Origin of the sequence: Tumebacillus flagellatus (assembly GCF_000714935.1) — a bacterium.
Classification (GTDB): domain Bacteria; phylum Bacillota; class Bacilli; order Tumebacillales; family Tumebacillaceae; genus Tumebacillus; species Tumebacillus flagellatus.
Genome location: NZ_JMIR01000046.1, coordinates 1 through 24,264, shown reverse-complemented (window position 1 = coordinate 24,264; position 24,264 = coordinate 1). Strand labels below are relative to the sequence as shown.

Annotated in this window: 21 protein-coding genes and 1 other annotated feature; of the genes, 15 read left to right on the top strand and 6 right to left on the bottom strand. The window is 56.9% G+C overall.

Features of this window, described 5'->3' with window-relative positions:
* The first annotated feature begins 302 nt into the window (after window positions 1-302).
* On the top strand, window positions 303-2,435 hold the full coding sequence (locus EL26_RS21440; protein WP_081857396.1) for an alkaline phosphatase PhoX: 2,133 nt from the start codon (window positions 303-305) through the stop codon (window positions 2,433-2,435).
* Window positions 2,436-2,599: 164 nt separating this feature from the next.
* Window positions 2,600-2,791, top strand: a complete 192-nt coding sequence (locus EL26_RS21435; protein ID WP_038094152.1) for a hypothetical protein — start codon at window positions 2,600-2,602, stop codon at window positions 2,789-2,791.
* A 22-nt stretch (window positions 2,792-2,813) separates the two neighbouring features.
* Here the strand turns inward: EL26_RS21435 and EL26_RS21430 are convergent, their stop codons facing one another.
* The 3 genes from EL26_RS21430 to EL26_RS21420 form a co-directional block, all read right to left on the bottom strand.
* Window positions 2,814-4,016, bottom strand: a complete 1,203-nt coding sequence (locus tag EL26_RS21430) for a cation:proton antiporter (protein WP_081857395.1) — start codon at window positions 4,014-4,016, stop codon at window positions 2,814-2,816.
* Between the two features lie 81 nt (window positions 4,017-4,097).
* Window positions 4,098-5,204 (bottom strand): HupE/UreJ family protein, encoded by a 1,107-nt coding sequence (locus EL26_RS24190; RefSeq protein WP_052036670.1) that lies wholly within the window; start codon window positions 5,202-5,204, stop codon window positions 4,098-4,100.
* 176 nt (window positions 5,205-5,380) lie between these two features.
* Window positions 5,381-5,938 carry a 2'-5' RNA ligase family protein gene (locus tag EL26_RS21420; protein WP_052036669.1) on the bottom strand — a complete coding sequence of 186 codons (558 nt, stop codon included), beginning with the start codon at window positions 5,936-5,938 and terminating at the stop codon, window positions 5,381-5,383.
* Window positions 5,939-6,072: 134 nt separating this feature from the next.
* On the opposite strand from EL26_RS21420, the gene ytxC reads away from it, so the two are divergent.
* The 11 genes from ytxC to EL26_RS21365 all read left to right on the top strand — a co-directional run bounded on the left by ytxC (window position 6,073) and on the right by EL26_RS21365 (window position 15,491).
* Window positions 6,073-6,996, top strand: coding sequence for a putative sporulation protein YtxC (gene ytxC / locus EL26_RS21415; RefSeq protein WP_038094150.1), 924 nt, complete (start codon window positions 6,073-6,075; stop codon window positions 6,994-6,996).
* 424 nt (window positions 6,997-7,420) lie between these two features.
* A complete protein-coding gene (infC, locus tag EL26_RS21410) occupies window positions 7,421-7,936 on the top strand; it encodes a translation initiation factor IF-3 (RefSeq protein ID WP_081857393.1) in 516 nt (171 codons plus the stop codon).
* 34 nt (window positions 7,937-7,970) lie between these two features.
* Window positions 7,971-8,168, top strand: a complete 198-nt coding sequence (rpmI, locus tag EL26_RS21405; RefSeq protein WP_038094145.1) for a 50S ribosomal protein L35 — start codon at window positions 7,971-7,973, stop codon at window positions 8,166-8,168.
* 52 nt (window positions 8,169-8,220) lie between these two features.
* Window positions 8,221-8,574 (top strand): 50S ribosomal protein L20, encoded by a 354-nt coding sequence (rplT, locus tag EL26_RS21400; RefSeq protein ID WP_038094143.1) that lies wholly within the window; start codon window positions 8,221-8,223, stop codon window positions 8,572-8,574.
* Between the two features lie 141 nt (window positions 8,575-8,715).
* On the top strand, window positions 8,716-9,372 hold the full coding sequence (locus tag EL26_RS21395) for a potassium channel family protein (protein WP_038094142.1): 657 nt from the start codon (window positions 8,716-8,718) through the stop codon (window positions 9,370-9,372).
* A gap of 12 nt (window positions 9,373-9,384) precedes the next feature.
* Complete coding sequence (locus EL26_RS21390) at window positions 9,385-10,179, top strand: TrmH family RNA methyltransferase (RefSeq protein WP_038094141.1); 795 nt, start codon at window positions 9,385-9,387, stop codon at window positions 10,177-10,179.
* Between the two features lie 199 nt (window positions 10,180-10,378).
* A complete protein-coding gene (locus tag EL26_RS21385; protein WP_038094138.1) occupies window positions 10,379-10,729 on the top strand; it encodes a DUF2512 family protein in 351 nt (116 codons plus the stop codon).
* A gap of 81 nt (window positions 10,730-10,810) precedes the next feature.
* Window positions 10,811-11,074 (top strand) — a binding site (T-box leader).
* A 41-nt stretch (window positions 11,075-11,115) separates the two neighbouring features.
* Complete coding sequence (gene pheS, locus EL26_RS21380) at window positions 11,116-12,180, top strand: phenylalanine--tRNA ligase subunit alpha (RefSeq protein WP_038094135.1); 1,065 nt, start codon at window positions 11,116-11,118, stop codon at window positions 12,178-12,180.
* Window positions 12,181-12,193: 13 nt separating this feature from the next.
* The gene (pheT, locus tag EL26_RS21375) at window positions 12,194-14,623 is read left to right on the top strand and encodes a phenylalanine--tRNA ligase subunit beta (protein ID WP_038094108.1); all 2,430 of its coding nucleotides are present in this window, start codon (window positions 12,194-12,196) and stop codon (window positions 14,621-14,623) included.
* 59 nt (window positions 14,624-14,682) lie between these two features.
* A complete protein-coding gene (gene zapA / locus EL26_RS21370) occupies window positions 14,683-14,982 on the top strand; it encodes a cell division protein ZapA (RefSeq protein ID WP_238546164.1) in 300 nt (99 codons plus the stop codon).
* A complete protein-coding gene (locus tag EL26_RS21365) occupies window positions 14,979-15,491 on the top strand; it encodes a CvpA family protein (protein ID WP_038094106.1) in 513 nt (170 codons plus the stop codon). Before zapA ends, EL26_RS21365 begins: the two co-directional genes overlap by 4 nt.
* A gap of 89 nt (window positions 15,492-15,580) precedes the next feature.
* Here EL26_RS21365 and EL26_RS21360 read toward each other — a convergent pair whose 3' ends face one another.
* Window positions 15,581-15,970: a phage holin family protein gene (locus EL26_RS21360; RefSeq protein ID WP_038094103.1), complete on the bottom strand. Its 390-nt coding sequence runs from the start codon at window positions 15,968-15,970 to the stop codon at window positions 15,581-15,583.
* A gap of 124 nt (window positions 15,971-16,094) precedes the next feature.
* On the opposite strand from EL26_RS21360, the gene EL26_RS21355 reads away from it, so the two are divergent.
* Window positions 16,095-18,446, top strand: coding sequence for an endonuclease MutS2 (locus tag EL26_RS21355; protein WP_038094102.1), 2,352 nt, complete (start codon window positions 16,095-16,097; stop codon window positions 18,444-18,446).
* Window positions 18,447-18,631: 185 nt separating this feature from the next.
* Here the strand turns inward: EL26_RS21355 and EL26_RS21350 are convergent, their stop codons facing one another.
* A complete protein-coding gene (locus tag EL26_RS21350; RefSeq protein ID WP_052036668.1) occupies window positions 18,632-21,901 on the bottom strand; it encodes a PBP1A family penicillin-binding protein in 3,270 nt (1,089 codons plus the stop codon).
* A 210-nt stretch (window positions 21,902-22,111) separates the two neighbouring features.
* Between EL26_RS21350 and EL26_RS21345 the strand changes: the two genes are divergently transcribed.
* A complete protein-coding gene (locus tag EL26_RS21345) occupies window positions 22,112-22,756 on the top strand; it encodes a VC0807 family protein (RefSeq protein ID WP_038094101.1) in 645 nt (214 codons plus the stop codon).
* Between the two features lie 67 nt (window positions 22,757-22,823).
* Here EL26_RS21345 and EL26_RS21340 read toward each other — a convergent pair whose 3' ends face one another.
* Window positions 22,824-23,897 (bottom strand): hypothetical protein, encoded by a 1,074-nt coding sequence (locus tag EL26_RS21340; protein ID WP_038094098.1) that lies wholly within the window; start codon window positions 23,895-23,897, stop codon window positions 22,824-22,826.
* Window positions 23,898-24,264 lie beyond the last annotated feature (367 nt).

Sequence of the window (24,264 nt, the reverse complement as noted above, 5' to 3'; positions counted from 1 at the left end):
CAGTTGGTAGAGCACCACCTTGACATGGTGGGGGTCACAGGTTCGAGTCCTGTTGATAGCACCATACAGCACATCAGAAGCGCTTCGGTCATTTCGTTGATCGGGGCGCTTTTTGCGTTTTGCAGTTGGTTTCTTGTCAGAGCTAGAAGAACAAGCCGAACAGCGTGTAAACTCTCACACCAACAACGAGTCCAAGTTGCGACTCGTTGTTTTTTTTACAATTTGTTCAATGGGTCTCCATACTAGATTGGTAGAGTGAGGAAGAAGAGACCATGACTACCAGGGTGGAGGAATCTACACACATGAAGAAGAAAGCCTTGCTTCCCGTACTCGCATTGACGCTTGCCATTCCGTTCGCAGCTCCGGCGCACGCGGTTGCCAACGCACCGGTGACGGTCAAATCGGTGGAATTCATCGGCACCGACGCTCCGAACAACGCGGTCGACATGTCGAAGATCTACACCAACGCTTCTGTGAAAGTCACGTACTCCAACGGCGCGCAAAAAATCTACCCGTTGACCTATAAGACCCTGTTCAAATCCACCGACAAAATCAACGGCACGCCGGCGGGCGTCTCGATCGACGCGAACGGCAAGCCGATCATGGACAACTCCGTCTCCGCGGACCCGCAACCGTTCGTGTCCGACGATCCGGACTCCAACTCGCTGATGCAAATTCCGGGCATGGCACCGACGGCGCTCGGCGGCAACCCGCTCTCGCTCGTCACGCACTACGAATACATCACCAAGGACAACTCCGGCACTTCCGCGTACGGCATCATCCCGGCGTCGATGTCGTTGACGACGCTCGATCAAAACAAAACCAACGGCATGCTGAAGCCGACCGATTTGAAAAAAATCGACTTCTCCGGCGTGGGCGGCCTCTGGATTCCGTGCAACGGCTCGCTCTCGCCGTGGAACACCCACTTGGGTTCGGAAGAGTACGAAGCGGACGCGCGCGCGTTTGCAGCGGACAACTCCAAAACGTACGTGAAATCGTTCACACAAAACTATTACCAAGACCCATCCAAGGCGGGCAACCCGTACGTCTACGGCTACATCCCGGAAGTGACCGTCAAAGCGGACAACTCCACCAGCGTGGTGAAACACTACTCGATGGGCCGCTTCTCGCATGAACTTTCTAAAGTCATGCCGGACAACCGCACCGTTTACTTCGGCGACGACGGCTCGAACACGATGATGTTCATGTACGTGGCGGACAAGGAAAAAGACCTCTCCGCAGGCACCCTTTATGCGGCGAAATGGCTCCAAACCTCCGACCAAAACGGCGGCGCGGCAAACCTGCAATGGATCAAACTGGGCCACGCGACCGACGATCAAGTCAAGAGCTACATCGACAAAGGCCTGACTTTCAACGACTTGTTTGAGACGGCCGACCAAGCAACTCCGGGCTTCACGAAAATCAAAACCTACCCGTCCGGCAACGTGGAATACTTGAAAGTCAAGCCGGGGATGGAGCAAGCGGCTGCGTTCCTCGAATCCCGCCGGTACGGCGCGATCCTCGGCGCGACCTGTGAGTTCAACAAAATGGAAGGCGTCACCTTGAACGCCAAGGACAAAAAAGTCTACATCGCCATGTCCTACGTCGAAAAAGGCATGACCGTCGACACCAAAAACGAAGTCCAAGACGACATCAAACTGCCGAAGATCTCCTCCGGCGTCACGTACGAACTCTCGTTGCAAGGCGGGCAAAAAGACCGCTCCGGCAACGCGATCGACTCGCAGTACGTCGCCGGCACCATGCAAGGATTGATCGTAGGCGAAGACCTCGCCAAACCGGATGCGCTCGGCAACCTCGCAAACGTGGACAAAGTCGCCAACCCGGACAACCTGTCGTACTCCGCTGACATGCGCACGCTGTTCATCGGTGAAGACTCCGGCATGCACATCAACAACTACGTTTGGGCGTACAACATCGACACGCACAAACTGTCCCGCCTCGTTTCGCTCCCGGCCGGCGCGGAAGGCACCGGTCTGCAGATGGTCGACAACCTGAACGGCTTTTCTTACCTCATGTCGAACATTCAACATCCGGGCGACTTGGAAATTAAAGTGTCCGATTCTCTGAAAGCGGACCTCGACCGTGAAATCAACAAGAACTTCAACAACAAAAAAGCGGGCACCGTCGGCTATCTCTCCGGCATCCCGGCTCTGGAGAAGGAAATCGACCCGGACACCCTGAAATCCACGCTGACCCCGGTTCGCGCGGCTGCCGAAGCGAAGGGCGCAATCGTCGCTTGGGACGGCAACACCAAAACGGTCACGATCACCAAGGGTTCCAATACGCTCTCCTTCATCGTCGGTGACAACGTTGTCGTACTCAACGGCAAGGAACAACCGCTCACCGAGCTATCCAACTTCATGGACGACCGCGCCGCGCTCCCGATGAGCGTGCTGAACGACTTCTTGAAGTAAGATTGCTTGGCTGGAAAACCTGCGTCTCTCTGACGAGAGATGCGGGTTTTTTTTCGTTTTTACCATCGCCAAAAGCGATCAGGATCATCAAAACTATCAGTATTACGCAATAGAAGCCATCGTGCTACGATGAAGCCAACACACGATATCGGGGGGGTTTTTCCATGTATCAAAGCAAGACGTTAGCAACGCCCGCCGCAAGTCCAGAAGCGGCGCATCGGTTTTTTCTGAACAAATTGACGGTGGAAACGGATGTCGCGGACGTGATCGTCGATTCTCAAAACGGGCCGCTGCCGTATCAGCTGATCGACGGCTTCGAATACTGGGAAATAGAGGGCGGCCCGGTCGAACGGTAAACCTGCCTGCGCACGAAAAAACTCACGGACGCACGGGCCCGTGAGTTTTTTTCAAAAACGAGAACAGAAGCGGCGAGAGCAAGCAGGTGAGGATGGCGACGACGATCATCGCTTCTTCGATCACGCGGGGAATCACGTGCAAGCGCACGCCGATGGAAGCCGCCACGATCACCAGCGTCAATTGCGAAGAGAGCAACAACCCTCCGGCGAAGCGGTCCCGCATGTCGATCGCCGGTCCGCCGAACCAGAGCATCGGCAGCAATTTCACGCCGTACGCGCACAACAAGAGCAGCGGCATCCATACCAACGCGTCGGGAGAAGCCAGAAACGCCCGCAAGTCAAACCGCGCGCCCACCGTGACGAAGAACACCGGAATGACGAACGAGTACCCCAAACTCTCCATCTGTTGGCGCAGGGTGTTATCTTCCGGCAAGCGAAACCCGGCGACGAGCAATCCGACCAAGAAACTCCCCAGAATCGGCTCCGAGCCCGTCCAGTCGGTCACCACGCCGAACAGCCCGAGGATCGCGAGCACCGCTTGGAGTTTGACGATCCCGTTTCGTCCGAACCAAGCGTCCCAAAAACGGCTGCGGTACACGCGCAGAATCGCCACATAGAACAGCGCCGCCAGCGGAATCAGCAAGCCGACCGTCAATTGCCGCCAGGAGAGTCCGTTGCGCGCGAGGTCGGAGGCAAGCGAAATCCCGAGCATCGTCAGCAGGTCGGCGAGCATCGCCGCCGTCAAGAGGGTCTGTCCGTACACCGTTCGCAGCAGTCCGCTCTCTTTCAACACCGGCAAGATCACGCCAAGCGACGCCGTCGAGAGAATCAGCACCATCATCCACGGCTGAATCCGCGGGTCGATCATGTGCATGCCCCACGCCAGCGCATAGGAAATTCCCGCCATCGCGACAAACAGCAGGATCGCTTTTTGCAACACGCGCGGCCCTTCGCGGCGCGGCACGAGAAGCCGCAAATCCACTTCCAGCCCCGAGAGAAACGTGAGGTAGAACAGCCCGAATTGGCTGACTCCGCCAAGCCATCTTGAATGCTCTTGCCAAGACGGCGGGAGCAACAGGCTTACAACCAGTCCGAACACGATGTACGCGATCACCGTCGGGATGCGCAACCACGGCAGATGTGCAGTCGCCCGTTGCAACAGAAACGCCGAGAGCAGAATCCAAAACAACGGGAGCAAGACATTTTGTCCAACGATGGGGACCACCTCCCTCGCTCCATCTTATTCAAGAAGGAGTCAAAAAAGCCCGTGTCCGACACCGCAAGCGTCGGACACGGGCTTTTTTGACTAGACGGCGAGGAAGGGGAGGATGTTCCACTCAAACGCCCGCTGCACGAACCAGATCAGACCGAACAGCGCGACGCTGCCGGAAAGCCCGCGCACAACCCAGACGTTCCAACGGAAGCGGCGGATGTAGAGGATGATCGGCAACAGGACGATGACGACCAGCAACTGCCCGATCTCCACCCCGATGTTAAACGTGAGCAGAGCTTCGAGGAAGTGGTTTTTCGGCACTTGCGTCTCGGCGAGCGCTCCGGCGAACGCGAAGCCGTGCACCAGTCCGAAGAATCCGGTCAGCACCCAGCGGTAGTTGGTGTTCTTGATAAACTGGTTCTCCAGCGCGACGTAGAGGATCGTCACCGCCACCAGCGACTCGATCAAGCGCGTCGGCAGCGCCACGATGTTCATCGCCGAGAGAATCAGCGTGACGGAGTGCGCGACGGTGAACGACGTGACGATCTTCAAGATGTTTTTGAACGTGCCGCCCAAGATGATCAGCGTCAGCAAGAACGCGAGGTGGTCATATCCGGTGAGGATGTGCTCGACGCCCATGACCACAAACTGCCCGAGGGTGCTCCAGAAAGAGAGCTCAACGCCCGCTTCCATCGCGAGGTGGCGGTTCGAATTGGTGAACACGAACTCGTCCGTTTTGTCCCCGTTCTCGATGGTGGCGACGTTCTTGTGCATGCCGTTGGAGTTCTCGAAGAAGATGTTGTAGTCGAAGTCGATCTTGTCAATCAGCTCGTCCGACGTGTACGTCAGGTCGAATTCCACGTTGGCGAGGTCGGGAATCGAGACGGAGTCGAGTTCCGCCGGCATCTCTTGGCCGTTGTTTTTGACGTGGAAGCCCGACTTGATGTAGTCGAACGATTTGTCGCGAATCTGCGCGGAGAGTTGCGACTCGTCGAGCGATTGGGTTTTCTCGATGTCAAAGCCGTTGATCTCCAAGATCGATTTCTGGTCGATCAACAGCGAGATGTGCATTTTTTTGTTCTCGAACGTGATCTTCGAGGAAGCCAGCGATTGTTGATGGGCAGACGCCGGATGTGCGAAGAAGAGGCTGAACAGGAAGAATATTGAGATAAATAACGGCAGGAATGATTTTCGAATCATGTTGGAAATGGTCCCCTCTCTCTGTTAAATCACTGTAAATCCATTATACCATACGACTCAAGCTTGAAGAAAGTTTCGAAAACTGTCCATTTGGAGGGTTGTCAAACCTGCTCTTTCGTAGGAAACTCTCTAATAAGAGAGTCGATCTCGCTTTACGACTCCAGCGAAAATTACATCTAAGAACGGAGTTCCCCGAGCGGGATGTCGAGCAACCCCTCGTACCACGTGCCGGGTTCTCCACTCCATCGATACACGCGCAGAAATTCCACCGGGAAGGAGGGGAACGGAGAGAGTTCCACAGCAGCGTGTTTTTTCATGTCCAGAAGGTCTTCGGCTGTCAGGTTGTCGCCTAGGACCGCCAGAGTGAGATGCGCATGCCACACGTCGGAAGGTTCGAAGTAGGCGGCAGACACTTCGGGGTCCGGGTTGACGGCGTCCAAGAGACGGTCGTGAAAGGCGTAGAGGCCGGGCGATTTTGATCGTTGCACGCGAACGAACAACACGCGATCGCCGAACATGTCCGGCTCCCCCAACTGCACGTTGAACGGTTCGGTGTCGGCACAGACGGCGTTGATTTTTTCTAGCCACGCAAGATCGGGCGTCAGTCCGGGTTGCGCTTTGACCGTGATGTGCGGCAGAAACGGCCGTGTGGAGACCGGCGAGTGATCGTGAAAGGATTTCAAAACGGCTTGGTATTCCGGAGGCGGAACGACTCCCAGAAAGTATTGCACCATGTGACAAACCCCTTCCAGATTTTTCTTGTCCTCATCCTAGCAAGAAGCATTCAAGTATACAAGCCAATTCACGCGCATACAATGAGGAATAACACCACGGATCGACAGAGAAGTCATGAAAAGGGGTGATCCCATTGAAAAAGTTCACGATTGGCGCTGAGAAGTTTGCCGAAGCTCTTGGCGGGTGTCTGCAGGAAGCGGACCAAAAGTTACGGGAGTTGGGAGTGTCGCTGCAAGGGGAAACGTTCACGCGCGGTGCGTATACGTTTTTTACATATCGTTTGAGCGAGTCTCAGAAAGGCAAATCGGATGATGCGACGGAGGCGGCTGTCAGGTTGCTCTCCGAAGCGGTGGCGGAATTTGTGACCGATGTTTGGGAGCGCCACGAGATGGAGCGCATCGTCGCCAATGACTTCTATTATTACGCGGCGGACGAGGTCGAGTACCTCGCCGACTCCGCCGTGCGCATGCTCGACGAACTCCAAGACGAAAACGGCCTGTCGCTGCGCCGCCGCCACATCATGGAAACGGTCGCCGACCAGTTGCTCAACTCCCGCGAGTTGCTGATCGAAGGGATGCTTCGATTCCGCATGCACGCGCTGCAAGCCGATCTGCACCGCGTCATCGAGCAAGCGATCGACGAGTACTTGATGGAGCTTGAATATCAAGAATTCGTCAAGTTGCTCCGCTACTTTTTGCAAGCTCAAGAACCGGGCTTGCCGCTGTTGCACATGGTCTGCCATGAGGAAGACACGGCTCCGCGATTGTTCGACGGCGAAGGCAGGCCGCTGCTGTTTGACGAGCTCGAAGGCGCCAAACAGCAGCAGAATTTGCGCGAGTGCGGCGTAATGATCGAAGAGACGATGAGCGCGCTGATCTCGGCGGCTCCGCAACGGGTGCACATCCACTTGGCGCACGGCCGCGAGAAGATGCCGCCGATCGTGGAAACGGTGAGAAAAGTGTTCGCCGATTCTGCGGTGGTCTGTTCCGATTGTCCGCTGTGCGAGGACGCGCGTTCTTGGAAAACAGCCTCCAACGCGGTCGACCGCAAAATGTGACAAGTTTTGCAAAAAAGTGTTGACATCAAGAGTCCAGTTGTTTATATTGAGTACAAAGCAAGACACGTTCTACCTGAAATCATTACGAGCACGACATGACCGAGTTGCTGTCAGCGCTTTTGCCTTTGCTGCAGGGAGCAGAGGTGGGAGCGCTTTTTTACGAAAATCACTTCGTCTTGCTTGACCGAACCTGCGAAGGTATGGTATCATGCAATATGGAAGTTCATATGGCACATGACCACAAGCAGAAGCACTCGCGCTTCTCACCCACGAACGCTCTTCGGAGCCGTGAACGGGTTTTGGAGTTGAATTGTTACGACAAGCCAGTCGTCTTTTCATATGCGAGTGTATGACTTACACGTCATGCACTCGCATATTTGTTTTTCTGCAAGGCTTTGCCCAGAACTTCAGGAGGTGACAGGTTATTAGCAAAGAAGAGGTTCAAATCAATGATGGCATCCGCGCTCGTGAAGTGCGGTTGATCGACTCCAATGGCGACCAGCTCGGGATCAAATCTCTGCGTGAAGCTCTGCAGATCGCAGTGGATAAGAACTTGGACCTGGTCAACGTGGCTCCGACCGCGAAGCCGCCGGTCTGCCGGATCATGGATTACGGCAAGTTCCGCTACGAGCAGAGCAAGAAGGAGAAGGAAGCCCGCAAGAACCAGAAGATCGTCTCCATCAAGGAAGTTCGCATGACTCCGAACATCGAGGAACACGACTTCCAGACCAAGTTGCGCAACACCGTGAAGTTCCTCAAGGAAGGCGACAAGGTCAAAGCGTCCGTCCGCTTCCGCGGCCGTGAAATCACGCATACGGAAATCGGCCAACGCGTCCTGAACCGTCTCGCGGAGGAATGCGCGGAGATCGCAACTGTCGAGCGTCATCCGAAGCTCGAAGGCCGCAGCATGATCATCATCCTGTCGCCGAAAACAACCTAACTCATTCAAGACTCGATTTGGAGGTCACGCAATCATGGCTAAGATGAAAACTCACCGCGGCGCGGCGAAGCGTTTCAAAAGAACTGGTTCCGGCAAACTGAAGCGTTCCCACGCTTACCGTAGCCACATGTTCTCCAACAAAGAAACCAAGCAGAAGCGCCACCTGCGCAAAGCTGCAATGGTTCACCCGTCCGACCAGAAGCGCATTGAGCAAATGCTCACCTACCTGTAAGACTATTACATCCACATACGCAACGTTTTTGATTGCATAGGAGGTTACTGAAATGCCGAGAGTTAAAGGTGGTACCGTTACCCGCCGTCGTCATAAGAAAGTTCTGAAACTGGCACGCGGCTTCCGCGGTTCCAAGCATCGCCTGTTCCGTACTGCTAACCAGCAGGTTATGAAGTCCCTGATGTACGCATACCGCGACCGTCGCCAGAAGAAGCGCGACTTCCGCAAACTGTGGATCGCCCGCATCAACGCGGCAGCTCGCCTCAACGGCCTGTCCTACTCCAAGCTGATCTTCGGCCTGAAGAAAGCTGGCGTTGAAGTGAACCGCAAGATGCTCGCTGACCTCGCTGTCAACGACGCAGCTGCTTTCGGCGAACTCGCAACCCTCGCAAAGGGCAACCTGTAAGTCTGAGCGCTTGCAGCTACTTTGCAAATGAAAAGACCTGACCTTGCGGCCAGGTCTTTTTTTTCTTGTAAGTTTGGGGTACGCTACGAACAGATACATACAGATTCAGGAGTCATGGGTGTAGAGGAGGCAGAGGGCCGGATGGCGCAAAAGCAATTTGCGGTGATTGGGCTGGGGCGTTTTGGGAGCAGTGTCGCCAAAACGTTGTATGAATTGGGATATGACGTGTTGGGGATCGACGTCGACGAAGAGCTGGTGCAGGATTCGGTCGACATCGTGACACACGCCGTCGCGTGCGACTCGACGGATGAGAACGCGCTGAAGTCGATTGGGATTCGGAATTTCGATGTGGTGGTTGTGGCGATCGGCGACGATGTGCGCAGTTCGATCCTGACGACGCTCACGCTCAAAGAGATGGGTGTGAAGATGATCGTCGTCAAAGCGCAAGATACGATGCACGGCAAAGTGCTGGAGAAGATCGGCGCAGACCGCGTCGTCTACCCGGAGCGCGACATGGGCGCTCGCGTGGCGCATAACCTGATTTCCCCGAACATCTTGGACTATATTGAGTTGGCGGATGACTATTCGATTTTGGAGATTCAAGCTCCGAGCAAATTCGTCGGACGTTCGCTGGAGCAGATCGACATTCGCCGCAAGTACGGTTGCAACGTCATGGCGATCAAGCACCGTACGCACATTAACATCGCGCCGATCGCCAGCGACATCATCCAAGAGGGCGATGTGTTGGTCGTGGTCGGGCGCAATGAAGATTTGGATGAACTGGACGAAACGAGATAAGGTGGTCAGCGCATGGAACAGATTACATCGAGTAAGAACAACCGCGTGAAGCAATGGGCGTCGTTGAAACAGAAGAAGTACCGCAACCAGACGGGGCTCTATCTGTTGGAAGGCGTTCGACTGGTCGAGGAAGCGATTGACGCGGGGGCGCCGATTGAGGATGTCTTGATCTCCGGCGACCCGCAGTCGGGCCGCTTTGACCGCATCATTACGGGCGCGACCGGCATGGGGGCGACGCTGTATGAAGTAGCGGAGTCCGTGCTGGAGCATGTCGCCGATACGCAGACGCCGCAAGGGGTCATCGCGGTGGTGCGCAAGACGGAGGGCGATCCGACCGCGTTTGTCGCGAAGAAGGAGCAACCGCTGTACTTGGTGCTGGACGGCATTCAAGACCCCGGCAACCTCGGGACGATGATTCGCACGGCCGATGCGGTCGGCGCGACGGGCGTTTTTGTCGGGGGGAACTGCGTGGACGTGTACAACCCGAAAGTTGTGCGCGCGACGATGGGGTCGTTGTTCCATCTGCCGGTGTTCACGGTGGATTTGAAATCGTTCTTGCCGCAATTGAAAGACTTGGGCGTGGCGGTCGTCGGGACTTCGGTCGATACGGAGAAGACCGTGTTCAACGCCGATTTCAGCGGATCGGTCGCGCTCGTGATCGGTTCGGAAGCGAGCGGCGTCTCGGGCGAAATCGCCGGGTTGGTCGACACGAACGTCATGCTGCCGATGCCGGGCCAAGCGGAATCGCTCAACGCGGCGATTGCGGCGTCGGTCATGCTGTATGAGGCGCTGCGTCAACGGAGCTGATCGGTCCTTCAAAAACGGGCAGGGTCTCAGGGGTGTGCGTACTTCTCGGAAGCGCCGGAGTCCATTTGGGGACGATTTCGTAAACACTCGTGTTTGTTCGGTTGCGATTTGCTTTTGGAGGTACGGTTCGCTTTCGTTCCGCTCTTCATAAAAAGGGTGCCCTCAGGGCATCCTTTTTTGTATAGAGGGGGTGCGTGGAATGAATCAGGTGTTAAGCTTTTTCGTCAAGTACCTTCTGACGATCGCGTCTCTTGCTTTTGTCGCTCTGTTTGCGCCGCGGCACGGGTATTTGAACTTGACCCATACGCTGGTGCTCGGGTTGGTCATTACGGTTGTGAACTTCATCATCGATCTCATCGTGCCCCGCGCCGTCAACTCGTTCGCGGCGGGAGCCCTGGAGTTTGTCGTCACGTTCGTCGTCGTGAAGTACGGCTACCTGATGTTCTGGGACGCCAACGTCAATTGGTACTTTGCGCTGTTCTGCGCACTGACGCTGGCGCTTGCCGATGTGTTTTATCACGCGCAGTTCGTTCGCCGGAAGCAAATGTAGTTTTTCTGAAATGAAGTTTTTTACAGAGTGGAAGTTGCATTCCGAACAGCAGTATACTATACTAAGTAGCAATTGAAGACTGAATCAGCGTTGATGGAGAGAGTAGGCATGCTTGGATCACAACAGGGAATGGGTGTCACCGACTGCGAGCACCCTTGTGAAGCCGGATGTTGAAGTTCACTCCAGAGCTGCGCGCTTGAAGGAGCTTTGGTTGACCAGAGCTTTGGGTAGGGCGTGCCGGTGTGTCAACACCGTTATCTTGCAATGAAGTGGAGTTTCGGGGCTTGGTTTGTCGTGTCCCAAACTCAATAAGGGTGGTACCGCGAAGACCTTTTCGTCCCTTGTGGAGGAAGGGTCTTTTTTTATTTTCTAGGAGGAATGTAGACATGAGAGAACAGCTGCAAGGGCTCAAAGAGCAAGCGCTGACCGACCTGCAAGGTCAGGAGTCGCTGCAAGCGCTCGGCGACTGGAAAGTCAAATATCTCGGGAAGAAGGGCGAACTCACCGCGATCTTGCGCGGCATGGGGTCCCTCAGCGCCGAAGAGCGTCCGGTGATCGGGCAATTGGTCAACGAAGTGCGCGACGAGCTGGAAGCGGCGCACGACGAGAAGGAAGCCGCGTTCAAGAGAGCGGAGCGCAACAAGCGTCTCGCGGAAGAAGCGGTCGACGTGACCTTGCCGGGCCGCGCGGTGCCGGTGGGCTCCGAGCATCCGCTCAACCAGTTGATCCGCGACGTCGAGGACATCTTCATCGGTCTCGGCTTCTCCGTGGCGGAAGGCCCGGAAGTGGAGTTCGACTACTTCAACTTCGAAGCGATGAACGTGCCGAAAAACCACCCGGCGCGCGATATGCAAGATACGTTCTATGTCACCGAAGAGATCCTGATGCGCACGCAGACGTCGCCGATGCAAGCCCGCGTCATGGGGGAGAAAGCGGCCGAAGCGCGCGCCAAGGGCCAGCAATACCCGGACCCGATCCGCATCATCTCGCCGGGCCGCGTGTACCGCCGCGATGACGACGACGCGACGCACTCTCATGCGTTCATGCAAATCGAGGGCCTCGTCGTCGACCGCAACATCCGCATGAGCGATCTCAAAGGCACGCTGTTGACGTTCGCCCGCGAGATCTTCGGCGACGGCGTGCAAGTGCGCCTGCGTCCGAGCTACTTCCCGTTCACGGAACCGTCCACCGAAGTGGACGCGACCTGCCACAACTGCGGCGGCTCCGGCTGCCGGACGTGCAAAGGCACGGGCTGGATTGAAATTCTGGGTGCCGGCATGGTGCATCCGAGCGTCTTGGAGATGGCGGGCTACGACCCGACCGTGTTCTCCGGGTTCGCGTTCGGGATGGGTGTGGAACGCACCGCGATGCGCCGCTACGCCATCGAAGACATCCGCGGTTTTTATCAAAACGATGTGCGCTTGATGCAAAACTTCAAGTCGCGGATGTAGGAGGGAATGGACGATGAAAATTAGCTACCAATGGCTGAATGACTATATTGACGTGGCGGACCTCACGCCGCAACAACTGGGTGACAAACTCACGGAAGCCGGCATCCCGGTCGAAGTGTTCACCGAACTGAACCAAGGCATCACCGGCGTCGTCGTCGGGCACGTCCTGGAGACCCGCCAGCACGAGAACGCCGACAAACTGCGCGTCTGCACGATCGACGCGGGCACCGGTGAAAATCTGCAGATCGTCTGCGGCGCGCCGAACGTCGCTCCGGGGCAAAAAGTTCCCTGTGCCGTCGTCGGCTCCGAACTGCCGGGCGACTTCAAGATCAAAAAAGCCAAGCTGCGCGGCGTGGAATCCCAAGGGATGCTCTGCTCGGCGAAAGAACTGGGCATGGACGTCAAACTGCTCCCGAAAGAGCAGACGGAAGGCCTGTACATCCTGCCGGGCGACGCGCCGGTCGGAGCGGACATCGCCGACTACCTGCGCTTGAACGACGTGGTCATGGAACTGGAACTGACCCCGAACCGTGCGGACGCGCTGAACTATCGCGGCGTCGTCTACGAAATCGCCGCGATCCTCGGCCGCGAAGTGAAGATGGTCGAAGAGTTCAATGCGCCGCACGCCACCCCGACTCCGGTCACCGTCAAGATCGAATCGGACAACTGCACCAAATACTCGGCGCTCGTCGTCAAGGGTCTCACCGTCGCGGAATCCCCGCTCTGGCTGCAAGCGAAACTGCTGGCGGTCGGCGTGCGCCCGATCAACAACGTCGTCGACGTGACCAACTTCGTGATGTTCGAACTCGGCCAACCGCTGCACGCGTTTGATTTGAGCAAAGTCGCCGACGACACGATCATCGTCCGCCAAGCGCAAGACGGCGAAACGCACGTCACGCTCGACGGCGTGGAGCGCACCCTCGACTCCTCGATGCTCGTCATCGCCGACCCGGAAAAAGTGATCGGTCTCGCCGGCGTCATGGGCGGCGAAAATTCGGAAGTCGACAGCAACACCACGACGATCGTGCTGGAATCGGCGTACTTCGACCCGGGCACGACCCGCAAGACCGGCAAAGCGCTCGGCCTGTTCTCGGAAGCGCAAAAACGCTTCGAGAAGGGCATGATCGACCAAGGCATGATCACGAACGCCCTGCTGCGCGCCGCGCTCTTGATCGCGGAACTGGCAGGCGGCGAAGTGGTCGGCGCTCCGGTGGAAGTGGTCAAAGCGGCAGCAGAGCCGAACGTGCTCGACTTGACGCTTGAGCGCGTCAACGACTACCTCGGCACGGAGATTTCCGATGACGAGATGGTCGACGTGTTGACCCGCCTCGGGTTCCAAGTCTCCGGCTTCAAAGTTGACGGCGCGCACCGCGTGACCGTTCCGACCCGCCGCCCGGACATCGTCCGCGACGTCGATCTGATTGAAGAGATCGCCCGCATCTACGGCTACGACAAAATCCCGGCGACGCTTCCGCAGGGCGAGTTGATTCGCGGCGGCCTCACGCCGGAACAACGCCTGCGCCGCCATGTGCGCGAACTGTTGATCAACAGCGGCTTGACCGAAGTGATCACGTACACGTTCCAATCTCCGGCAGCGCTGGACCGCTTGGGCTTGGCGGACGACGAGCAACTTTCCAACCGCCTCGCGCTGATGCACCCGATGTCCGAAGAGCGCAGCGTCTTGCGCACGCACATGCTGCCGTCTCTGCTTGAAGTGGTGGAGTACAACCGCAACCGCAAAACGAACGACCTCGCGCTGTTTGAAGTGGGCCGCGTGTTCTTCCCGGACAACGACCCGGCGCAACTGCCGACGGAGCGCACCCGCATCTCCGGCATTTTCACCGGCAACTTCGGACCGGTCGGCATCGGCGAAAAACCGCGTGCCGTGGACTTTTTTGCCGTGAAGGGCGTCGTGGAAAACGTCCTCGCAGGGCTTGGCATCGACGGCGTGACGTACAGCGCGGTCGAGATGGCAAGCATGCATCCGGGCCGCACCGCCGACATCTGGAAGGGCGACATCTTCCTCGGCTATGTGGGCGCGCTGCATCCGGAAGTCGAAGAAGCGTGCGACCTGCCGCCGACGTACTACTTCCAGTTGCACCTCGAATCGCTCATGCAAGCGCGTGAGGGCCGTGAAGTGACGGTTGCTGCGCTGCCGAAATTCCCGGCGATGGAGCGCGACATCGCGGTGCTGGTCGATGTGAACATTCCGGCGGGCCATATGCTCGGCACGATCAACTCGGCGGCAGGCGATCTGTTGGAGAGCGCCCGCGTGTTCGATTTCTACCAAGGGCCGCAAGTGCCGGCGGGCAAAAAATCGGTTGCGTTCCGCCTCGTCTACCGTTCTCCGGAGCGGACGCTGACCGATGAAGAAGTGAGCGAACGCCACAACAACGTGCTGGAAGCGCTCAAAGCGGGCTATGGAGCAGAACTTCGCGCGTAAGAAGGAGTTTACGGTCTGCGAAGCGAAATAGCAGGGAGACGAGAAAGGGGCGAATTCCCTTGCTGAAAAATCCAAACTCCAACAGCACAGACGTGAACAAGATCAAAGCTGTGATTTACGGCCAAGATTATCAGATAAAGGGCAAAGCCTCCGTGGATCAACTTCGCATGGTTGCCATGCTCGTGGATCATAAAATGAAGGAAATCGGCGAAGCAAACCCGCGGCTCGACCTCAACCGTGTCGCGGTGCTCGCCGCCGTCAACGTGGCGGACGAATACTTGAAGCTGCGTCAGGAGTATGAAGACCTGTTGCGCATCCTCGAACAGGCGCAACAGCTTGGAGGAGGAGAGCGCGAGTGACCGATGCGGTGATCGGCGTCTTCCTGTTGCTTGCCGCGTTTAACGGGTGGAGAACGGGATTGGTGCGGCAGATCATATCGCTGGTCGGGATGCTGGCCGCCTACTTTATCGCCAAGACGGCGTATCCGTCGTTCGTGCCGGTCGTCGCCAAGTATGTGACGGTGACGACCTTCACCGACGGCAGCAACGCGGTGGCGAATTTGATCGCGAACACCGTGTTGAATCACTTGCAGGAAGCGATCGCGTTTCTTTTGCTTTTTTTCGTGAGCTTCTTTGTCGTGAAGTTCGTGGGACGGCTGCTCGACATGATCGCCAACTTGCCCGGCCTCTCCATCGTCAACCGTCTCTCCGGCGCCGTGATCGGCTTGGCGCTGGCGGTGTTTATCGCCGCTCTCGTCGTCAACGTCATGAACTTGATGCCGCAAGAGTCGGTGCGCGGCGCGCTGCAACATTCGCAGTTGGCGGCTCTCTTGATCTCCGAGTTTAAGGGATTTCTCCCGCTGTCTTAAGTTGCCGGATTCGCGCCCCCTATCGAAAAAGCCCTAGACCGTTATCGGCTAGGGCTTTTTCGTATCACTCGCTTTGGAGCTGGTTTGGATTAGTCATTGCGGTCACGCAAGCGTTCCGAAGCTCCGTGACGGTTGCCCATCACATTGCCTTTGACATCCCCCGGCACGAACAGGTCGATAATCCCGATGACCAACGACGCGAGGATGGCACCGAACAGAGTGACGTGCATGCCCGGTACGAACAGTTGTGCGAGATAGATCACCACGACACCGCTGATGAAGCCGATGATCCCGCGGCTGTACGGAGAAACGCGGCGACCGAACAGAAGTTCAACCACCCAACCCAAAACGGCGATGACAACCGCAGCGATCAGTGCGGACGTAAACGACAGACGGCTGAAGCCGGGGACGAGCATCCCGATCACCATCAGCACGATGGCCGAGACGATAAAGCGGACGATAGCACCCAAGACTTTCATGTGACGATCTCCTCCTTTGGCTGTTAGGATGTCAAGATTGGCTGTGCGAGTGTAGACATAGAATGTCCCATTTTTTCAAGGAAAATGTGTTATAATTGACTTCAAGATTTTGGGGGTGAGCTTGATGAACGAACGAGTGCTTCGCGTGCTCGAATACGATAAAATCCGCGAGGCTGTGGTCTCGCTTGCATCCTCTTCGCTCGGCAAGTCGATGGCGCAGGACTTGTACCCGTCCACGGTGCTCGACGAAGTGGAAACTTGGCAGCAGCAGACGGAGGAGGGCGTGACCGTCTACCGGTTGCGCGGATTGATTCCGCTGGGCGGCATTCACGACAACCGCGGGCCGTTGCGCCGTACCACGATGGGCGGCTCCCTGTCGGCGATGGAGTTGCTCGACATCGCCGATACGATTATGGCGGGACGTCGGCTCAAGAAATTCCTGCACGACACGAACGAGGAATCTCCGCTTCCGCACCTGATCTCGATCTCGGAAGTGATTCCGGAATTGCGCGATGTGGAAGAGGACGTGCGCTCTTGCATCGACGAGAACGCCGCCGTGCGCGACACTGCTTCGCCGGAACTGCGCCGCATCCGGGGCGAGATTCGCACGATGCACGCGCGGATCAAGGACAAGCTCGACACGATCTTGCGCTCGTCTTCCTACAACAAGATGCTCCAAGAGCAACTCGTCGTGCAGCGCAACGACCGCTACTGCGTCCCGGTGAAAATCGAATACCGCGGTTCGTTTGACGGGATCGTGCATGACCAGTCGGCGTCGGGGAACACGCTGTTCATCGAACCGGCGGCCGTTGTGCAGATGAGCAACAACTTGCGGGAGTTGGAGATCAAGGAAATCCGCGAGATTGACAAGATTCTTGCCCGCCTCTCCGGAGAGATCGGCCAACATGCGCACGACCTGTTGGACGCGCAAGACGCGCTGGCGGAGCTTGATTTTATTTTTGCCAAAGCGACGTACGCCAATGAGTTGCGCGCGACCCGTCCGCAGATGAACGAGGACGGCGTGATCAACATGCGCCGCGCCCGCCATCCGCTGATTCCGCGCGACGTGGTGGTGCCGTCCGACCTGCGTCTTGGCGAAGACTTCTCGCTGCTCGTCGTCACCGGTCCGAACACCGGCGGCAAGACGGTCACGCTCAAGACGTTCGGCCTCTTGACGTTGATGGCGATGTCCGGCCTGCACGTTCCGGCGGACGACAATTCGGTGCTCTCGACGTTTGACGAAGTGTTTGCCGACATCGGCGATGAGCAGTCGATCGAACAGTCGCTCTCCACGTTCTCGTCGCACATGACGAACATTGTACGGATTCTGGAACATGTCGACTTCCGCTCGCTCGTGCTGTTTGACGAATTGGGCGCCGGCACCGACCCGACCGAAGGGGCGGCGCTGGCGATGGCGATTCTCGACTTCTTGAAAGAGCGCGGGGCGAAGACGGTTGCGACCACGCACTACAGCGAGTTGAAGGGCTACGCGTACAACGAACCGAGCGCGATCAACGCGTCGGTTGAGTTTGACGTGGAAAGTCTGCGCCCGACCTACAAGCTGTTGATCGGGATTCCGGGCCGCTCCAACGCGTTTGCGATCTCGCAGCGCTTGGGTCTGCGCGCCGACATCATCGAGGAAGCGAAAGCACGCCTCAAAACGGAGGACGTTGAAGTCGATTCCCTGATTCGCAAGCTCGAACAAAACCAACTGGCGGCGGAGAAGGAACGGGAAAAAGCCGAGGACTTGCGCCGCGAGATGGAAGCACGCTTGGCGGAGTTCGAGAAAGAGCGCGAAGAGTTCCTCACCCAGAAGGACAAAGTCATGGAGCGCGCGGAGCAAGAAGCGCGCCGCGCCGTGCAGAAAGCCGATCGGGAAGCGAAGGAGATCGTCGAAGAACTCCGCCGCATCGCGGCCGAAGAGCGCGGGCAAATCAAGGAACATCGCTTGATTGAACTGCGCAAACAGCTGGAAGAGTCGGCGCCGCAACTCGCCCGCGAGAAGCGCACCGCCAAAGCCAAGCCGTCCGCTCGTCCGCTGCAAGTGGGCGACCATGTTCGCGTCGTGCACTTGAACCAAAAGGGCGACATCGTGGAGCTGAAGGGCAAGCAAGCGATGGTGCAGATCGGCTCGATGAAGACCAAAGTCACGCTGGACGCGTTGGAGTTGTTGCCCAAGGAAAAAGCCCCGACCCGTACCGTCGTCGGCCGCAAAGGAGCGGAGCCGAAGGTGATGGGGTTGGAGCTCGACTTGCGCGGGTTCAACATCGAGGACGGGATCATCAAAGTCGACAAGTACATCGACGACGCGCTGATCTCCGGGATGGGCACGATCCACATCATCCACGGCAAAGGCACCGGCGTTCTGCGCAACGGCATCCAAGACTATCTGAAAACGCACCGCTACGTGAAATCATTCCGCTACGGCGTCGAGGGCGAGGGCGGCAACGGTGTGACGGTTGTGACGCTGAAGTAAACCAATGAGCATCTGACCTCTTGCTGGAGGCAGGTGCTCTTTTCATACAAAAAAAGGCATCGCTACCCTTGAAGACATTGCATTCGAAAAAAGCATCTGACCTTCCGCGTGAGGCAGGTGCTCTTTATTCTTGCATACATACCAAAAAAAGCACCGCCCCAATGGAGGCAGTGCTTTTTTCTATGCTACAACGTGGCGCTTGCGGTCGGTGACGGTGTTGAAGTGGTGCCGTCAGCTCCGACCGAGCGAACGCGGTAGTAGTATTTCTGTCCCGGCTGAGCAGCTCCGTCGGAGTACGTGGTATCGGAGACAGACCCGATCTGGCTCCAAGTGGATCCGTTCGTGCTGCGCTCGACAACGTAACTCTTCGCTCCCGACGCCGACGACCAGTTGATCACGATCGCGGAGGTCGCGGCGTTTGCGTTGACACTTGCGGGAGTGGCGGGCGCTTGCGTTGCTCCTCCGCCGTTCGTTCCGCCGGAACCGTTGGGGCCACCGTTTCCATTGCCGCCGGACACGGTGCCTTTGACCGGGGCGGCGGCGTTCGATTCCTGTGCCCCGGACATCGAGGTGACTTTGTAGTAGAACGTCGCACCCGGCAGAGCGCCGACATCGCCAAACGAAGTGTCGGACGTTGCGCCGACTTTTGAATAGGTGCCGCTCGGATCGAGGCTGCGATAGACCGTATACCCGGTGGCGTTTGGCACCGCGTTCCACGAAACGGTCAATCCGACCGCTCCCGGTGTGACGGTAACGCCTGAAGGCACGGCCAGCGTCACTTGACCCGGTGTCACCGTAACGGTCGAACTCGGAGCGGAGTGCGCGCCGTCGCTGTCTTGGGTGACGATTTGGTACGAGTACGATTTGCCGCTTTGCACCGTCGTGTCGGTATAGCCGGGGTCGTTGACTTCCTGCAAGATCTGGAACGGACCCGCTTCGCTCTCCGAACGCAACACGAGGTAGCTCTTCGCTCCGTCCACCGGGTTCCAAGCCAAGGAGACCGACACGGTGGTGGACGCGGACACTTTCAAGCCGTTCGGGGTTTTGTTCGACTGGACGGAGACGCCGTCCTTGAGGTCGCCTTCCGGCAATTCCATCTCCCAATCGGATGGCAGGTAGGCTTTGTTGTTATCGGGCAGTTCATACTTCTCGCGCTTGATGAAGACTCCCTCTTTGACCAAGTAGGACGGGGTGGAATCGGTCGCGAGGTATTTCTTGCCGCCCGCTTCGTAGTACTTCGCTTTGACGAGCACATCGTCCGGCTCGCGCGGTTCTCCTCCCGCGGGGAAGAGCTCGGTGGAGACGGCCTTTTGCTCTTGGCACAACGCGGTCGGCAATTTGCCGGAGTATGTGCAGATTGCAATCGAGCGAACGCCGCCCGGATTCGGGAAGAAGTCTTTCGTCCGATCCTTCTCGTCGGGAAGGACTTGCCCCATGATCTCGTTCCAGAGCTTTTTCGGACGGTTGCCTTCGCCGTTTAACAAGTTGTGCGGGATGTTGTAGCCGACCCAGATGCCAAGCGTCAAATCCGGGGTGTAGCCGATAAACCAAGCGTCTTTGTCATCGTTGGTGGTCCCGGTTTTGCCGGCGATGGAGTAGCTCGGGAATTTCCGGCCGACTTCGGATGCGGTCCCTTTGCGAACGACGTCCTTCATCATGTCGTTGAGGATGTAGGCGGTGTTCGCCGAGAAGACTTGGTCGGTTTTCGACTCGTGCTTGTACACCGAGTTGCCGTCGCGGTCCTTGATTTCCTCGATCATGTACGCATCGCGGTGCACGCCCGCGTTCGGGAACACCGTGTACGCAGACGTCGCTTCAAGCACGGTCAACCCTTGGGAGAGACCGCCGATCCCGGCTGCCAAGTTCTCGTCATCCGCTCCGATCGTCGTAACGCCCATCTTGCGCACGTAATCGAGACCGACTTTCGGGGTGATGTCGTGGAACACTTTCAGCGCCGGAATGTTGTATGATTGTTCCAACGCCTCGCGCGCCGTCATCAAACCGTGGAACTTATGGTCCCAGTTCATCGGGAAATACTTCCCGTTGGCGGCGTTTTGGTCCGGCCACACCATCGGCACGTCGTCGATGACGGAGCCGGAGCCGAGTTTTTTCAGATCCACAGCCGGGCCGTAGACGGCGATCGGCTTCATCGTGGAACCCGGTTGGCGCGGGCGGGTGGCGTGGTTGATCTGGTCTTGCTCGTAATTACGTCCGCCGCCCATCGCGAGCACGCGGCCGGTTTTGTTGTCGATCAACGTGGCGCCGGACTGTTCCAAGGCGTTTTCCACATGCGTGGTTTTGCCTTTGTTATCCGTCACGTCGTAGGTGAGGTTTTTCGGATAGAAGTCGGCGTTGTTCAGCACGGTGTCGACCGTGTTTTGCAACGGGCGGTCGATGGTGGTGTAGATTTGATACCCGCCTCGAAACAGCGCTTGGCGCGCTTGGTCGAGCGACTCGTACTTGCCGGTCTTGAGCAGTTCCTCCGCCGCGCGCGTTTCAATCTCGGAGTTGAGGTACGGGAAGCTGCCGGCTACGACTTCCTTTTTCTGCGAAACGGCTTGAATTTCGGCCGACACGTCGAAGTTTTTGGCTTCTTGGTATTGCGCGGTGTCGATGTAGCCGTTTTGGAGCATCTCGCGCAAGATGTACTCTTGGCGGTCTTGGACGTTGTCCATGTTCTCATAGACGTTGTACAAACTCGGGTTGTTCGGCAGCGTGGCCAACACGGTCGCTTCGGCGAGGTTCAAGTCCTTCGACGGTTTGTTAAAAATCGCCTTGGACGCCCGCTCGATCCCGTAGAGGTTCTCCGTGCCGGACTTGCCGAAATAGATCCAGTTGAGGTACGTGGTCATGATCTCGTCCTTGGTCAGCTTCTTCTCAAGCTGGATGGAGAGATACGCCTCTTGGATTTTGCGCTCCCACGTGCGGTCTTGCTCGGGAAACATCGCGTTCTTAATCGTCTGCTGTGTGATCGTAGACGCACCGGACTTAATGGAATGACCGATGGCGTTCTGAGCAAACGCCCGCGCCATCGCGTACGGATTGATGCCAAAATGAGAACGGAAGTCCTTATCTTCAGCAGAGATGAAGGCATTGACGACAAATGGAGAAACGTCATCGACCGACTTGATCAGGTCGCGGTTTCCGTCGCCTTGCAAGGAGAACATGAACTGCTGGTCTGAATCGTAGACCTTGGTTGTGGCAGCCATGTTCGTAATGGCGTTGAGATCGAGTTCCGGCGCTTTTTTTGCGATCGATACCACGTAGCCGGCCGCCGCGCCGCCGCCGATGATAAGCACGGACAGGGAAACGAACGTGAAGATTTTGAAGGCCTTCCAAACGCGGCCTCGCTGTTTCTTCTTCTTCTTCGGTTTCTCAGAGGCGTCAGAAGATTTGTTCTTCTCACCGCCGCCGTGGCGGTCGCTGCGGGAACTCTTAATATGTTGATCATCCATGTAAGTTGTCCTCCCCCTCGCTTTCCCTATTATACCATATGACAATTTTCGTACAAGAAAAGGCAAGAGTTGACAGGGTTACGAGAGTTATTTTTTGGTAAAGGGAGGGAGTTCATGCAAAAGAAGTTTGTTTTTTGCTTGTAAGTCCTTGTGTTTTGGGGTTAAAATACAGTTATATAATGATAAGCAGGCAGGTGAGCGAGTGTGGCCATGAACAGGCAAGAAATCATTCGCGGAATCCTCATCACGTTCTTGATCAACTTAGCTGTTCCGCTGGGCGTCTATGAATTGCTGCAAGGTCGTATGTCAGACGTTACCGCGCTGGCGATTGCGACGACGATTCCCTTGGTGGAAAATCTCTGGGTGTTTTTGCGTCATCGGAGAGTGGATGCGTTTGGGGTGTTCATGCTGGTCGGTTTTTTGCTGGCTATCGGAGCGGCGCTGATCTCCGGCGATGAAAAAATGCTGCTGGTGCGCGAGTCGTTTGTTTCCGTGGTGCTCGGATTGATTTGCATCGGCTCGATCTTGATCGGCAATCCTCTGGTGTTCGCGTTCTCGAAGCGGTTTGCCGTCGGCACCGATCCGGAGGCGCGTCGGGAATATGACCGCAACTGGCAATACGCGCACTTTCGCAAAGCGATGTACCGGATGACATGGGTATGGGGACTCGTGTGTTTGGCGGAAGCGGTGATTCGGACAAGCTGTGTCTACACGATGTCGGTCGAGGCGTTTTTGGCGGTCTCTCCGTTTATCACGGCGATCTGTTTCGGCGGGGCTGCCGTGTGGAACATCGCGGCTGCCCGACGTTTGCGGCAGGAGCTCGGCAAGATCAAAGCAAGACGTCAGCTGGCTTAGTTTTTTCTATAGAAAAAGACCCGGTCTGCCATGTGCGGAGCCGGGTCTTTTGCGTATCTGATGCGTTTTAGAGGGAGAAACTTTGTTCAAACTCTTCCACAGACTGTCCGAAGTGTTGTTGGAAGCTCGCTTCGACGCCGTTTTGCGGGATGTCGGCGAGGAACGCTTTGTACTCGTCGGCGCCGTAGGTTTTGATCAGTTGTTGGACGGCGAGGTAGTCCACCCATTCGACGTTGTAGCCGGCGCTCAAGATGTCGTCTTCACCGGCGTTCAGCGGCAAGAGCTTGCCGGCTTGGGCGACGCGGGAGACCGCTTGGTTTTCGCGGGCGGTTTCTTGCTGGACCGCCGATTGGCTGACTTGCGCTTCCCCGTTCAGGCCGATCGTCCACGCGGTGCCTTCGTTGATCCAGGTCGGAAGCGAATCGCCGATGCCTTGTTGGTTGAAGATGATGTGCGTGAGTTCGTGCGTGAGGACGTTGGCGAGATCGCTTTGGTTTTTCAAGTTGTAGAGCGGAATCCAGATGGTGTTGCCGATGGTGATCCCGCCGGTGTTCGTGATGATCGCGCTGATTTGGTTTTGCGGGACGCCCGCTTGCAGCAGCGCTTGGCCGTAGGAGCGCTGAGAGGAGAACAGCGCGACTTCCGTGCCGGAGCTCGGTTTTGCGCCGAGTTCCGTTTGCAGGGTCGGGAGCGAGATGTTTTGGAGGATCTGCGCGGCGGATTGCAGGGTTTTTTGCGAGACGCCGTTGTCGCCGGCGGCGAGTTTCAACCCGCTGTTGACGTTTTGCTGGGCGCGCCCGTTGCCGGATTGACGGGGGAGTTTGCGCAGGCCGGAGCGGCGGGCGATGTTTTGATCGATCCATTGTTGTTGCTGTTGGTTTTGGTATTGGTTCATTTGACTCAGGATTTGGTTGAGTTGATCTTGGAGTTGTTGTTGCATCTGCTGCGGCATCGGTAGTTGGGAAGACGTGTGGGAGAACATGTTCTGGAACATCTGCATCTCTTGGTAGAGCCGTTCTTGCCATTGGTTCACGAACGAGTAGTGCGGAGTCAGCGGAGCCGCGCTTGCCGGTTCTGCTTGGTTGAAGAAGACGGAAAGCGGGACTGCGAGCATCAGGCCGGTCAACAGGAATTTTTTCATGAGTGGTTCCTCCTATCTATCAATTCGAAAGTTGTTGAACTCAGGATAGTAGATAACTTCGGCAGAATTGTGGAAAGGACGGGCTGATTTTCGGGGAAAACTGTGAAAACCGTGCAAAGTCACGATTCTGTAAAAAAAGACCTTGTCCGAAGCCTGAGGTCGAGGTGTTCGTCGGGATTTGTTTCAGAAATGGAGTGGCGGCTGAAAGGGGATTTTGGTATTCTTAGTCCTGTCGCCGAGAGAGACGCGGTGATGAAAGATAGATAAGATTTGGTTGTTGACATTTGCTCGGCAACATGTTACCTTTATCAAGTCGCCTCACGGCGGCGCGATTGATCCTTGAAAACTAAACGAGTGATAGATGAAG